General features: G+C 29.1%; 13 protein-coding genes and 11 tRNA genes. 8 read left to right on the forward strand and 16 right to left on the reverse strand.

Annotated elements, in window-relative coordinates; all coding sequences use genetic code 11:
• Positions 1-113 precede the first annotated feature (113 nt).
• The 3 genes from psyc5s11_RS27395 to psyc5s11_RS27405 all read right to left on the reverse strand — a co-directional run bounded on the left by psyc5s11_RS27395 (position 114) and on the right by psyc5s11_RS27405 (position 2905).
• Entirely contained in the window at positions 114-617 is a 504-nt protein-coding gene (locus psyc5s11_RS27395) for an SEC-C metal-binding domain-containing protein (RefSeq protein ID WP_224035591.1), read from the reverse strand.
• Between the two features lie 80 nt (positions 618-697).
• Positions 698-1489, reverse strand: coding sequence for an MBL fold metallo-hydrolase (locus psyc5s11_RS27400; RefSeq protein ID WP_224035592.1), 792 nt, complete (start codon positions 1487-1489; stop codon positions 698-700).
• Between the two features lie 150 nt (positions 1490-1639).
• Positions 1640-2905, reverse strand: a complete 1266-nt coding sequence (locus psyc5s11_RS27405) for a UDP-N-acetylglucosamine 1-carboxyvinyltransferase (protein WP_224035593.1) — start codon at positions 2903-2905, stop codon at positions 1640-1642.
• A 388-nt stretch (positions 2906-3293) separates the two neighbouring features.
• Between psyc5s11_RS27405 and psyc5s11_RS27410 the strand changes: the two genes are divergently transcribed.
• From psyc5s11_RS27410 to psyc5s11_RS27440, 7 genes are all read left to right on the forward strand, one after another.
• A complete protein-coding gene (locus tag psyc5s11_RS27410) occupies positions 3294-3833 on the forward strand; it encodes a hypothetical protein (protein ID WP_224035594.1) in 540 nt (179 codons plus the stop codon).
• Positions 3834-4156: 323 nt separating this feature from the next.
• Complete coding sequence (locus psyc5s11_RS27415; RefSeq protein ID WP_224035595.1) at positions 4157-4633, forward strand: dUTP diphosphatase; 477 nt, start codon at positions 4157-4159, stop codon at positions 4631-4633.
• A gap of 124 nt (positions 4634-4757) precedes the next feature.
• Positions 4758-5189 (forward strand): DMT family transporter, encoded by a 432-nt coding sequence (locus tag psyc5s11_RS27420; RefSeq protein WP_224035596.1) that lies wholly within the window; start codon positions 4758-4760, stop codon positions 5187-5189.
• A gap of 17 nt (positions 5190-5206) precedes the next feature.
• Positions 5207-6022 carry an MBL fold metallo-hydrolase gene (locus tag psyc5s11_RS27425; protein WP_224035597.1) on the forward strand — a complete coding sequence of 272 codons (816 nt, stop codon included), beginning with the start codon at positions 5207-5209 and terminating at the stop codon, positions 6020-6022.
• An 82-nt stretch (positions 6023-6104) separates the two neighbouring features.
• The gene (locus psyc5s11_RS27430) at positions 6105-7304 is read left to right on the forward strand and encodes a S8 family serine peptidase (RefSeq protein ID WP_224035598.1); all 1200 of its coding nucleotides are present in this window, start codon (positions 6105-6107) and stop codon (positions 7302-7304) included.
• Between the two features lie 283 nt (positions 7305-7587).
• Positions 7588-8580 carry a DnaD domain protein gene (locus psyc5s11_RS27435; RefSeq protein WP_224035599.1) on the forward strand — a complete coding sequence of 331 codons (993 nt, stop codon included), beginning with the start codon at positions 7588-7590 and terminating at the stop codon, positions 8578-8580.
• A complete protein-coding gene (locus tag psyc5s11_RS27440; protein WP_224038278.1) occupies positions 8573-9553 on the forward strand; it encodes an ATP-binding protein in 981 nt (326 codons plus the stop codon). The genes psyc5s11_RS27435 and psyc5s11_RS27440 overlap by 8 nt, the downstream gene beginning before the upstream one ends.
• A 434-nt stretch (positions 9554-9987) precedes the next feature.
• Here psyc5s11_RS27440 and psyc5s11_RS27445 read toward each other — a convergent pair.
• The 12 genes from psyc5s11_RS27445 to psyc5s11_RS27500 form a co-directional block, all read right to left on the reverse strand.
• Positions 9988-10064, reverse strand: a tRNA-Asp gene (locus psyc5s11_RS27445).
• A gap of 6 nt (positions 10065-10070) precedes the next feature.
• Positions 10071-10146 (reverse strand) — tRNA-Val (locus psyc5s11_RS27450).
• A gap of 16 nt (positions 10147-10162) precedes the next feature.
• Positions 10163-10237: transfer RNA gene (locus tag psyc5s11_RS27455), tRNA-Glu, on the reverse strand.
• A 28-nt stretch (positions 10238-10265) separates the two neighbouring features.
• Positions 10266-10340, reverse strand: a tRNA-Thr gene (locus psyc5s11_RS27460).
• Positions 10341-10350: 10 nt separating this feature from the next.
• A tRNA-Asp gene (locus psyc5s11_RS27465) sits at positions 10351-10427 on the reverse strand.
• Positions 10428-10433: 6 nt separating this feature from the next.
• A tRNA-Val gene (locus psyc5s11_RS27470) sits at positions 10434-10509 on the reverse strand.
• Between the two features lie 16 nt (positions 10510-10525).
• A tRNA-Glu gene (locus psyc5s11_RS27475) sits at positions 10526-10600 on the reverse strand.
• A 28-nt stretch (positions 10601-10628) separates the two neighbouring features.
• Positions 10629-10703: transfer RNA gene (locus psyc5s11_RS27480), tRNA-Thr, on the reverse strand.
• A gap of 10 nt (positions 10704-10713) precedes the next feature.
• A tRNA-Asp gene (locus psyc5s11_RS27485) sits at positions 10714-10790 on the reverse strand.
• Between the two features lie 6 nt (positions 10791-10796).
• Positions 10797-10872 (reverse strand) — tRNA-Val (locus psyc5s11_RS27490).
• Between the two features lie 16 nt (positions 10873-10888).
• Positions 10889-10963: transfer RNA gene (locus psyc5s11_RS27495), tRNA-Glu, on the reverse strand.
• 156 nt (positions 10964-11119) lie between these two features.
• Positions 11120-11692 (reverse strand): hypothetical protein, encoded by a 573-nt coding sequence (locus tag psyc5s11_RS27500; protein ID WP_224035600.1) that lies wholly within the window; start codon positions 11690-11692, stop codon positions 11120-11122.
• Between the two features lie 160 nt (positions 11693-11852).
• On the opposite strand from psyc5s11_RS27500, the gene psyc5s11_RS27505 reads away from it, so the two are divergent.
• A complete protein-coding gene (locus psyc5s11_RS27505; RefSeq protein WP_224035601.1) occupies positions 11853-13097 on the forward strand; it encodes a BaiN/RdsA family NAD(P)/FAD-dependent oxidoreductase in 1245 nt (414 codons plus the stop codon).
• A gap of 86 nt (positions 13098-13183) precedes the next feature.
• Here psyc5s11_RS27505 and psyc5s11_RS27510 read toward each other — a convergent pair whose 3' ends face one another.
• A complete protein-coding gene (locus tag psyc5s11_RS27510; RefSeq protein WP_224035602.1) occupies positions 13184-13939 on the reverse strand; it encodes an acyl-[acyl-carrier-protein] thioesterase in 756 nt (251 codons plus the stop codon).
• Between the last annotated feature and the right edge of the window lie 198 nt (positions 13940-14137).

The raw sequence follows: 14137 nt of genomic DNA on the forward strand, positions 1-14137 counted from the left end.
GCAAAAAGAAAAAAGCCCCATCTAAAAAATAGGACTTTTATAACTTTACCAGTATCTATTTCATATGTAGTAAAATCTAACTTTTATAATAATTAAATTAAGAAATTCAATTATTATTTGTCTCTTCCACAACACTTTTTATATTTCTTGCCACTTCCACATGGACATACATCATTTCTTCCTACTTTATCGAAATTTCTTACAATTTTAGATTCTCTAAATTGTTTTTGTATTTCATTTCTCTTTTCTTCTGAGAATATTCCTTCCCATTGTGGTAATTTATATAAATATTCAGCTTTAGCATCTAACATATTAAAGTATAAAGTTTCTAAATTTATATCAAATACTAATTCTGTATCACCATCAACAGCTTCAAGATCATATTGATTCTTTAAACTGTCATTAATTCCATCCATAAATCCCATAGTAAATTCTACTGTAGAATTATGTTCTTTAGCTAACTCGTTAATAGTAGTCTTTTTAACTTCTTTATGATTAGCTAATAACTCCTTGTAGATTCCCTTTTCTAATTTACTATATTCTACCCAAAAAGCCTCTTCACCTTTATTTTTAACATAGTCAACAACCATTTCAGTCCATTGTGTATATAAACTCATTTTTTAAGTCCTCCCTTAAATCTGCATTTTTAGGCATTATGCCTTATATATAATATTTATATATTATAATCGTAAATAAATTAAATTTCTATATAGCTACTAGGATTATGCCTATTTGCCATAGTTAATATTATGTCTTGATTTTGCTTAATTCCGTTTTCATTTAATACATTCAAAACAGTTTGATATGCTAAATCAGGTTGATTATTTGTATTACTTAAATGTCCTAAAATAATCTTCTTATTTGCTGAACATTTATATAGTTCAACAATAGCAATTCCGCAATCATCATTAGACAAATGACCTATCTCGCTAAGTATTCTTCTTTTTAACGAATATGGATATGGTCCAAATTTAAGCATATTAACATCATGGTTACTTTCAAGAAGTATGACTTCTGAATCTTTTATGTTATCATAAATCTCCCTAGTAAAAGTACCAAAATCTGTTGCTACACTTATGCTTTTTTTCCCAGCACTCACTGTATATCCCATTGGTGCTACAGCATCATGTGGAATATTGAAAGCTTTAATATTCATATCATGTATTTCTGTAATTGATCGTTTATCAATTACTTTTACATTGTGTTCTTTTATCTTTCCAATTGAATTTTCCATAGCAGACCAAGTATCAGCATTTGCATATATAGGAATATCATATTTTCTAGATAATACACCTATTCCCTTAATATGATCACTATGCTCATGAGTTATAAAAATCCCATTCAAATCTTTTGGCTCTTGATTAATTTCTTGCAATGCCATATCAATTTTTTTACCTGGGAGTCCTGCATCAATCAATATCTTAGCTTTATCTGAGGCAATAAACATGCTATTGCCACTACTGCCACTATATAAAGAACAAAATATCACTGTAATTCCTCCCCCTTATGAGATTTGTCCGATAGCTAGCATCCGTAACACTCCATCTTCTTAAAGTTGGAGATAACGGCTGCACGCTCCTGGACGTAGTGCCCCTTGCGGTTACATTGTGCCCCTTGTGGGTATAAGTGAACCTTTATATTACTCTTCAACATATATTCTTTTAATATCTGCACCTAGAGCTTTAAATTTATTTTCTATGTGAGGATATCCTCTATCTATGTGCTCTATACTAGTTATTTCTGTTTCACCTTCTGCAACGAGTCCCGCTATAACCATAGCCGCACCAGCTCTTAGATCTGTTGCCTTTACTCTAGCACCTGTTAGCTTTTGTGAACCATCTATAATTGCAACTCTACCTTCAACTTTTATATTCGCACCCATTTTCTTTAATTCATCTATGTGCTTATGTCTATTTTCCCAAATAGATTCAGTAATTAAACTTCTTCCTGGGACAATACTTAATAATGTTGACATTGGTTGTTGAATATCTGTAGGAAACCCTGGATATGGAGTTGTTTTAATGTTAACTCCCTTTAGTGGTTTGTTTACAGTTACTCTAATGCAATCGTCGCCCTCTTCAATTACAGCTCCCATTTCTGTAAGCTTAGCAGTAATTGATTCTAAATGTTTTGGTATAACATTTTTTATATAAACATCTCCACCTGTAGCGGCTGCTGCTATCATAAATGTACCAGCTTCAATTTGATCTGGTATTACGCTATATGAACAGCCTTTTAAGCTTTCTACGCCCTTAATTCTTATTATATCAGTACCTGCACCCTTTATGTCAGCACCCATTGTATTTAAAAAGTTTGCTACATCAACAACATGAGGCTCTTTAGCAACATTTTCTAGAGATGTAATCCCTTCTGCAAGTGTTGCTGCTATCATTACATTTATTGTTGCACCTACTGAAACTACATCAAAAAATATATTAGCACCTATTAATCTATCCGCTTTAACATTAACTGCACCATGTTCTATACTTACTTCTGCACCTAAAGCTTCAAAACCCTTTATATGTTGATCAATAGGTCTTACCCCTATTGGACATCCACCTGGAAGAACTACTCTCGCTTTTTTAAATCGTGATAATAAAGCTCCTATAAAGTAATATGAAGCCCTCATTCTTCTAACGTCATCTATACATGCATCAAAATTATCAACACCTGTACTATCTATCTCTAAAGTATTATTATCTATTTTAACAATCTTACAACCTAAGCTTTTAAGTATTCTTTCTAAGCAGTGTACATCTTCAATATCTGGTATATTATCAATTATGCATTTTCCATCACTTGCCATTATTGCTGCTGGTAATATTGCTACTGCTGCATTCTTAGCTCCGTTGATATCAACGCTGCCTTTTAGCAAGTTTCCTCCGTTTATAACTAATCTTTCCATTGAATTCACCCTATCTATCTAAAATATATCTATTTATAATTAATTTATAGTAATTTGCATTATTAACCTATTTTATTATTAAAATCTACTTTAATTATTATATCATAAACAAAATTTATTTAAATACATTTTTTCAGTCTATCACTACTTTTTTCATTATATATTACAATTAATGCCACTTTTAATTGGATTAATTGTAATTTGATTCCTTAATTTTCTATTTATATCCAAATGTAAATAGTTTTGCATGTTAAAATTTATCTTAAGTTACATAATTACTATTTATATATTTAGTATTTGATTATTATTCTATTCTTTTATTTTATTTATTGTGTTATAATTTACTAAAACTTTCAGTAATTCAATAATTGAGATTGTGAGGTTTATCATGAAGTACTATATAGTTGCATTATTTGATGAGGAAGCCTATCAAGTAATATCACCGATACAAAGAAATATGTCTAAAAAATTTAGAGCAAACAGAAATTCACCAGCACCTTTTATTATGTTAACAGCTATAGAAAATCCTAATTTAGATAAATTATATCCAGTTGTTGATAAAATTATAGCTTCATATAAAAGTTTTAGAATTGATGCTAGTGATTTAGTGTATCTATTTGAACCTACTAAAAGTGTAAATTTAAAAGTAGATAACAAAGGATACATAAAAAGACTTTCTCGTTGTCTTTTAGATACCTTAGAGCTTAATGGATTTAGTGTTAGCACTTTTGACGATAGCTTTGTTTCCCTTGCTAATCTAGGTTATATTCCTAAAGATTATAAAAAACAAGATGTGAAATTAAACTTTCCTGAAATCTATAATAAAGATAATGTTGCTAAATTAAAAATTAAAAGCATTGAAATATGGAAGCTTCCTCTTATAAGGAAAAACGTTCCATTAAAATCATATACATTGAGATCCTTTTGATAATATATTACTATATCTTTACAGAAATATATATAAACTTAGTTTTTAGTAAAAATTGAAATAAATTTCGGCTACCTTTTGAAATGTTGGCCATATTAATGACTGTCTTGAAATGAAAGTTTTAAGACAGTCTTATTATTTTATATCTTTATAACTTAAACTAATTGTTATATAAATTACATTAAATAAGAAATAATGGCTTAATATTTTGAATTTTGTGCAAATATATAAAAATATTTTTTTGTATTCGTTTTCGTTGCTTTCATTTATTTTAAAGATTTTGTAAAATAAGATTAGTTACTAAAAATGTAGGAGGATTCACTATGAATATTCAGCCACTATTTAAAGAACAAAAGAATTATAATGATACTTTATCAATAAATGAGGAATTAGATCTACATAAATTACAAGTTCGCAAAAACTTAGAGTTTCAAATAACACTTGGTAATTTAGCTAGCGAAACTCTTTGTTTTAATTATTTAACTCCAAATATTAAACATGTAAATTTAACTGCAATATTCAATAAATATATAACTTGTATTTCTCAAACTTTAACACTTGGAATTGATAATAAATATACAGATCTAATAGGAGTATCTATAAATCCTAATGATTATTGTTTAAGTGATCAATTCTTAAATTTATATATTGATATTAACGATTTAATCGTTTCTCCTTCTATGGACCACTACTTAACTTTATTTGAAGACCTACTAAGTTTAGGATTAACACTCGGATTTTCAGAATCTCAAATACAAAGTCAATTTATTAAAAATCTAGATAATTTAGGAGTAATTTAATTTTTAAAAGTAACATATAACAGTGTTTGATATTAAACATAATATAATCTTAAATAATAATATTTTTATTCTATATAAGGCATAGTAAATGGCCTTAAGGAAATACTATCCTTGAGGTGATATTATGTTTGGAATAATTTGTGCAATAATTTCAGGAATAGCTATGAGCGTTCAAGGCGTATTTAATACAAGACTAGGCGAAAAGATAGGCGTATGGGAAACTACATTATTAGTTCAACTCATTGCTCTTATTGTAAGCCTTATAGTCTTTTTCTTTTTTTCCGATGGAAGCTATACACATTTAAAAGAAGCTAATAAAATCTATTTATTAGGTGGAATTTTAGGTGTTATAATAACCTTTACTGTAATGAAAAGTGTTAGTTCTATGGGCCCTACCTTAGGAATTGGTATTATATTAATATCTCAATTACTTGCTGCTGCACTTATTGATTTCTTTGGATTATTTGATAGTGAAAAGATTAAATTTTCATTAAATCACTTTTTAGGCATTGCCATTATGATTGTAGGTATTATAATATTTAAATGGAATCACTAAGAAAGGAAGGCTAAATTTTGAAACTTTTTTCTAATATTAATTTTTTATTCCATTTAACATCCAACAATATAAAACAATATTTTAAAAAAAGCGAACCGGTAAAATCTGAAGAAATTACAGAAAACTCTATTAATTGGTTTGGTCATGCTACTACAGTTATTAACTTATCTGATAAACTCATTATAACAGATCCTGTATTTTCTAGTTTATTAGGCTATTTTAAAAGAACCGTAAAAAAACCAACATATATAAATAATTTAACAGTAGATTATATACTCTTATCTCATGGTCATATGGATCATTTGAACTTTTCATCACTTAGAAAATTAAACAAAGATGCAATTATAATTGTTCCAAAAGGCTATTTTCGACTTGCTAAGTTATTAGGCTTCAAAAGTGTAATTTTATTACATCCTGGAGACGTGTATGAGGATGATTTTGTAAAAATTACTGCATATGAAGCTGATCATGATGGTAGACGTTTTTATATTGGTAATGATAATGAAAGTATTTCATATTTGATTGAGAGAGAAAGTAAAAGTGTATTCTTTGCTGGTGATACTGCTCTTACAAATAATTTCAAAGATATTAATTGTGATGTAGCATTGATGCCTGTGGGATGTTATAAGCCTGATAGGTTTTCATATATGCACTGTACTCCAGAACAAAGCTATGAGATGTTTAAAATGATGAATTGTCCCGTAATGATCCCTATTCATTATAAAACATTCCAAATTTCATTAGAGAATTTTGAAGAGACTGAAGAAACATTATTAATGTTAAATGATGATGCAATAAAAATCATCGATATAGGAGAGACTTTTACTTTCTAATCTCTATTTTTATTTTATTTCTATTAACAATAAATTTATTTTTCATATAATATATTGAAGTAATAATATTTTGGAGAAATTTATGTTTTCATATAAAAAGAAATTAGATTGTAATTTAAAGTACTATATTTCAAATAATGCTTATAAAAATTATAGAGTACTTATACAATATAAAGATTTTCAATCTTCAGTTGTGAAAAAAATTAATTCATATAAAGGTACCGTTCATCATATTATAGAATCTGCTAATCTTATAAGTGCAGAACTCAATTCTCGCAGTATAGATAGACTTTTAGAGTATCCTGAAATAGAAAAAATCTATTTAGATGAATATTTATTTTTATGTGGCATGAGTGTTACTACTGCTAATAAAATTCGTTTTTCTGAGACACATAGTTTATCTGGAGCAGGAATTGGCATAGGTCTTATAGATAGTGGAGTATTTCCTCATCCAGATTTAACTTCTCCTATCAATAGAATAGAATTATTCGAAGATTTAATTAATAATTATCAGTATCCTTATGATGATAATGGACATGGCACTTCCATGGCAGGAATCTTATGTAGTAGTGGTTTGTCATCAAATAATATGTACAAAGGAATATGCAGTAAAAGTAATTTATTTTGTTATAAAGCATTTGATAAGCTTGGTAAAGGCTTTGCTTCTGACATACTATATTCCATAGAAAGTCTTTCTAATATATCTAAAGAAAAAAATATAAAAATATTATGCTTGCCATTTGAACTTTTAACTCATAGCACATTTATTATTTCTTGCTTTCATTCAGTTTTTAATTATGCTATATCTAAAGGTTTAATTCCGATAGTACCTAGTGGAAGCAACTTAAATAATTCGTCATCCATTATGGGAATTGCTACTCTTCCAAGTTGTATTACTGTAGCAGGATTAGATACCGTATCATCAGTAATAAAACCTTATCTATATTCCTCTAGTGGACCCTATGGGAAATTATCGAAACCAGATCTATCTGCTGCATGTGTTAATGTTATTTCATTAAATTCTGATAGTAACTATATTTCTCAAAAAAATGGTATTAAGCTTTATCCAAATAAACTTGATGCACCATATAAAACTTTTACTGGTTCATCAATTGCTGCTGCCTATATTAGTGGATTATGTGCTTTGCTTTGTGAAAAAAATCCATCTATGACCTTTAAAGATATGAGTTCATTACTAAATGTTGTATGTGAGCCTGTTTTAGATATATCTAGAACAGTTCAAGGTAAAGGCACTCTCAATATTAATAAACTTATTCCTTAATTATTAGGAATCATATATTCAAATGATCTTATGCATTAGTAATTAAATTTATAATTACTAATAATCTACAGAACTATTTTTAAGATTGATATAGTTCTGTATTTTTATATTAATCTTAACTCTTGTGTTGATTAAACATCTTTAGATGGTTAATTATTACAACACCTTAATATTTTACTTTATTCTACTTATAATATGCTATAATTACTTATATACACTAGTAGTACACACTTATTTAACAATAAACATATCAAAATACATTGAAAGGTAGGTAGTAAGCAAAATGAGCACATTTATGTTGAAGAGTAAATCCCTAGGGTTCACTCCTGTTAATAATATATTTATAGAGAAATACATGCCACAAGCTAGAGGTGAATTTATAAAGATTTATTTATTGATGTTAAAACATGATATTTCTGGTGAATTCGGAGTTAGCTCATCAATACTCGCTTCCTCACTTAATTTATTAGAATCTGACATTATGAATGCACTAAATTATTGGAATGACCAAGAAGTTATAAAATTCACTCAAATAGATAAAATGGGGAATTATAACGTAGAATTTATAGATTTAATTCAAGAACCAGCTAAATCTACTAAACAAGTGGACTTATTAGAAGCTTTAGATAGCACTACTACTAAAGATATGCTAAAAGATATTGAAATGCTTTTAGCTAGACCTTTATCTCCAAATGAGATGTCAATTTATTTAAATTGGCAAAGAGAATTTGGTTTTTCTTCTGAGTTGATTTTAATCTTAATGGAATACTGTATATCAAAAGGTAAAAGTGATTCAAGATATATTGAAAAAGTGGCTTTGTCTTGGCATGATTTAAAAATAAGTACCATAGAACAAGCACAAAATTTAATAAAAAAAGCTGAAGATAAATGGATTAATATAAGAAAAATATTAACTTATTTAGGTATAAATAATACAGATATAATGAAACCCCAACAGGACTTAATAGAGAAATGGCTTCTTATATATAAGTTTCCAAATGAAGTTATCTTAAAGGCCTGTGATATATGTTCTGAAAGATTAAATAGAGCAGATTTCAAGTACATTGATGGTATACTTACTAATTGGAATAAAAATAATATTAAAACATTAGAGGATATAGCTCTTAAAGATGCTAAGAACACTAAAAATTCTAAATTTCAAAAAAGTTATAATAATAATGAAAAAGCTCCTCTTAAGTTCAACAACTTTGAAGGAAGAGAATATGATTATGATTCCTTAGAAAAAAAACTTTTAGGATGGGATAATGATGATTAAAGGATATCAAACTGAAATTTTAAAAATCTATGATAAACTTAGAGAAGATGAAGCTAGAGCTTTAAAACTTAGAAAGACTGAAATATCAAAAGAATATCCTCAAATTATTGATTTAGATAATAAGATACAAAAATTATCTTTGCAAATGGCAGTGTCAGTTCTTAAATCTAATAATGGCGAAAAAACGTTAAATAATTTCAAGGAAGACATTACAGATTTAAGAATTAAGAAATGTGAAATGCTTGTTGAAAGAGGATATGACCCTGAATATCTGAATTTGCACTATCACTGCAATAATTGTAAGGATACAGGCTTTATAAGTAATGTTAAATGCAACTGCTATAAGCAGAAATTAATTAAGTTGTATTATAAAAATTCAGAATTAGAAAATGCAATCAAAGCTAATAACTTTAATAACTTTGATTTAGATTTATTTTCAAATCATAAGCTTGGAGATGAAAAATTTTCTCCACGAAAAAATATGGAAAATAACTTAGAATATATATTGAAAGATTATATTCCAAACTTCTCAAAGTTAGATATCAATCTGTTATTTTATGGCAATCCAGGTAGCGGAAAAACTTATTTATCTTATTGTATATCTAAGGCTATATTAGATAAGGGTTATTTGGTTATATACAAAACTTCTGATGAATTAATTAAGAATTTAAGGGATATAAGATTTAATAATGACTCGGCTTTAGAATCATTATTATTAGACTGTGATTTATTGATAATAGATGATTTAGGCGCTGAGCATCTTAATGAATTCTCTATAACTGAATTATTTAATATAATTAATAAAAGAATTCTTACCAATAAAAAAATGCTTATCTCCACTAATTTAATATTACCTGGTATAACAAAACAATATAGTGAAAGAATAGCATCTAGATTAATCGGTGAATTTAAACTTTGTAAATTTTATTCAGAAGATATAAGAATTAAAAAGAATCTAGAAAAAAATAGATAATTATATATACCGGCCTAAAATGGGTACATATTTGTTCCATAGGACTAAGAAAATTTCGCTGGAAGTTTCTAAATGCCTATTCTACAAATATGTATCCATTTTCTCTGTTTGGGATAAGCATCTAATTATGGTAAGTAAAATTCAATAATCACCAAGCATAAGTACAACTTCTGATATGGTTATCTGTATTCATATACAAGCTCCAACATAAGAAAAATTACTAAGCCTTCTTACTGTCCAAATTCGTGCTGCACCTATAAGACTTTGTTAGTGGTGTACTTTTGCACGCTGAACGATATAACTTAGTAGATCTTCGCCTAGTACCATTAAAATGACTCTTTTAAGTACGTTGTAAGTGATAGCTTTATAAGCTTATAAAGAGTAAATACAATAAAAAAACAAGCCCTAGTATAAAACTAGAACTTGTTCTGATTTGGCGACCCAGAAGGGACTCGAACCCTCGACCTCCGGCGTGACAGGCCGGCACTCTAACCAACTGAGCTACTAGGCCATCTCATGGTGGGCACAACAGGGCTCGAACCTGTGACCCCCTGCTTGTAAGGCAGGTGCTCTCCCAGCTGAGCTATGCGCCCATAAGATGAAATAAAATGGTGACTCCTAGGGGAATTGAACCCCTGTTACTACCGTGAAAGGGTGGTGTCTTAACCTCTTGACCAAGGAGCCATATTAAGTTTGTTTATATTATTTAAAATGGAGCTGGCAATAGGAATCGAACCTACAACCTGCTGATTACAAGTCAGCTGCTCTACCGTTGAGCCATGCCAGCAATATTTTAATGGCGACCCAGAAGGGACTCGAACCCTCGACCTCCGGCGTGACAGGCCGGCACTCTAACCAACTGAGCTACTAGGCCATCTCATGGTGGGCACAACAGGGCTCGAACCTGTGACCCCCTGCTTGTAAGGCAGGTGCTCTCCCAGCTGAGCTATGCGCCCATAAGATGAAATAAAATGGTGACTCCTAGGGGAATTGAACCCCTGTTACTACCGTGAAAGGGTGGTGTCTTAACCTCTTGACCAAGGAGCCATATTAAGTTTGTTTATATTATTTAAAATGGAGCTGGCAATAGGAATCGAACCTACAACCTGCTGATTACAAGTCAGCTGCTCTACCGTTGAGCCATGCCAGCAATATTTTAATGGCGACCCAGAAGGGACTCGAACCCTCGACCTCCGGCGTGACAGGCCGGCACTCTAACCAACTGAGCTACTAGGCCATCTCATGGTGGGCACAACAGGGCTCGAACCTGTGACCCCCTGCTTGTAAGGCAGGTGCTCTCCCAGCTGAGCTATGCGCCCATAAGATGAAATAAAATGGTGACTCCTAGGGGAATTGAACCCCTGTTACTACCGTGAAAGGGTGGTGTCTTAACCTCTTGACCAAGGAGCCATACTATGTTGTCTTTCGCTTAAATGTATTATTTATTGTCCTTGTATTCTTCAAGCTGCTGACCACATAGACTATAATACCTAAATTTAGATTGCCTGTCAACACCTTTTTTCATTTTTTTTATTTTCACCTTATTTAATTTAATTATATATACATTTATTTAGATATTTTATTAGAATGTTTAAATTGTTCTATAGCCTCTCTAAAACTTGATAAAATGCCTTTTTTCAGTTCTATTTCACTGTTTATATTTTTAATTTCTGCATCACATATTTCCATAAAATTATCTCTTTCTATTTTATTAATAATTATATTATATCCGTTTCTTTTGAAGTTTTGTCCTGATGCCATAACCTCTAATGGAAACTTATTATTTATAATTAGCAATATTTCTTTATCCCAAATTCCCCTCTTGTTTATTTTATATTTATCTCTTAATACATCTAAATTTTCTATTTCCTCTTCAATTTCAATTTTTAATGATTCATATAATGCATTATAAAAAGTTACTGATATTCCTCTTTTTAATTTAATCTTTAAAAAATTTTTATGTTTAATTAAAAATTCATCTATGTTATTTTGACTTACACATTCTATATCTTCAAAAGAAAAACTTTTTATCCCACTACCAGTTGGATAATTAACAATTATGTTATCAAAATTCATTCTTCTGACTTTAAAAATGCCTCCAAAATCATCTAACTTATTATTAATTACTTTTGCTTCCATTTAAAAATCACCTCATTTTAGTATTCCTTTCTTTTAACATGAATATTACTGTGATAAACTTTATTTAGCATATAAAAAATAACAACTTAGCATTTTAGTCTATTAACTCGTTATTCTATTTCATATGCCTTATTACATAAACAAGGAGTGATTGATAAATATGATTTATCACGATTTAATAATTATCGGTGGTGGTGCGTCTGGTTTGATGGCTGCAATAGTAGCTAAAGATTTTGGCATAGATGTAGCTATTATTGAGGGAAATGACAGGATTGGTAAAAAAATTCTTGTAACTGGAAATGGCAGATGTAATATTACTAATAATAATATTTCCTTTCCATATAATAACTTCCACAGCGAAAATGATAATTTTTTTCAAGAAGCTTTAAATAAATTTACAATAGAAGATACTAGAAGTATGTTTTTATCTCTTGGCTTGCCTTTAACAGAATTAGAAAACGGTAAGATGTATCCAAAATCTCTTCAAGCCTCTTCTGTAATAGATATATTTAGAATGGCATTAGAGGATAGAAACATACCTTTATATGCGAATTGTAAAATTAATTCTATAAGCAAAAAGAAAACTTTCACTTTGTATACCAATAATGAAGATTGTGAAAACTTTTCTTGTAACAAGGTTATTTTAAGTTGTGGTGGAAAATCTGCTAATAAAACTGGTTCTGATGGTTCTGGCTATAAACTAAGTAAATCCTTAGGGCACAGTATTATAGAACCACAACCTGGTATTGTTCAATTAAAATTAGATTATCCTTATTTAAAAGCTTTATCTGGAATTAAATTTGATGGCTCTGTATCTGTATTAGTTAATGATGAGATCATACGAACAGATATCGGTGAAGTTTTATTCACTGATTATGGCATCTCAGGGCCACCTATACTTCAATTATCCTCTTGTGCCTCTAAGGCTCTCAGTAAGGGCTCAAAAGTGACTATAAGAATTGATATGTTTCCATATGAAAGCAAAGAATATGTCGAAGATTTTTTTGCTACACATTTCTCCATATTTAATTATAGAGAAATATCATCTGCACTAATTGGAGTAATAAATAAAAAATTAATTTCTACACTACTCAAAGATGTTGGAATAAATGATATTCACTTACCTTGTAGCAGTATTGAATGGAAATATATCAATAAATTAATTAATAAATTAGAACAATGGGATTTCAACTGTACAGGTACTAATGGCTTTCCTAATGCCCAAGTTACTGTAGGAGGAATAAATACCTGTGAAGTAGATAATTTAACCTTAGAATCTAAATTAGTTAAGGATCTTTACTTCTGTGGCGAGATACTAGACATTCATGGTGATTGTGGTGGATTTAATCTTCAATGGGCATGGAGTTCTGGTTATTTAGTAGCCAAATCTATAGCTAATAGTTAAATATTCCATTTTAACTATACAATGAAAAAGAGTTATACCAAAACATGATTAAACTCCATGGTTTTGTTATAACTCTTTTTTTAACATCAATCTTTTATTTTTTCCCAATCTGCCTCTAATAACGTTAATTCGGTTCCTTCACTATTTCTTATAGTATGATATGATTTTAAATTATCCTCTTCAATTTCTTTTACCGTTGCAGATACTGATACTTTATCACCATATATTGTTTCTTTTTCAAAAGTTACTTTAATTCTTTTTAAATTATAATTATTGACTACTTCAATAGGAACAGCTTCTATTGCCCACTCAACATATTTAACATTATTAACATGATTATTTGAATCAATATCACTGTATCTAATATTAAATTGTATATTATATTGCTCTTCATCATTTTTCTCTATTTTATCCATACTTATATCATAATCAACGTCACCATCTACACCATAAATATCATATTGTTCCTCTTGTATTCTCATAGGTCTTCTCTTTTCAATGTTAATTAAGAAGAATAATGCTAATGCCTCTCCAATAAGATTGTCATTTTCATCCTTAATCATGTATTTTCTTAATCCATAAAACTTTTTAAAACCTACAGGTTGTGTAGTAATACTTATAGTTTCTCCAAAAACTGGATATCTGTACATCTTTATATCATACTTATAAAATACCCAAGCACAATTATTTTTTGTACAATACTCAATTCCACCACCAAAATATTCTGATTGTTGAGTACCTATATCACAAATAAAATTAATTATTGCTGACAATTTACATCTCAATTTGGAATTTACTTCATAATAATGTATTTCATATTTCTTTGTAAAACTCTTACCCATCTCTACCCTCTTCTCTTATCTCATATTTGTCTATTACTGATTCAAATAAACTTCAAAATATATCTTATATAATAATATTAACATAATAGTTTAATTAAATATATTATCTAATGTATCCTTTATAGAAAAATATCCCTATCATTTTTCGTAAGGCACTTCAAGTTTTTTAAATTTAATAGATAATTTTGAAAAATTAAA

Source organism: Clostridium gelidum, from assembly GCF_019977655.1.
Classification (GTDB): Bacteria; Bacillota; Clostridia; order Clostridiales; family Clostridiaceae; genus Clostridium; species Clostridium gelidum.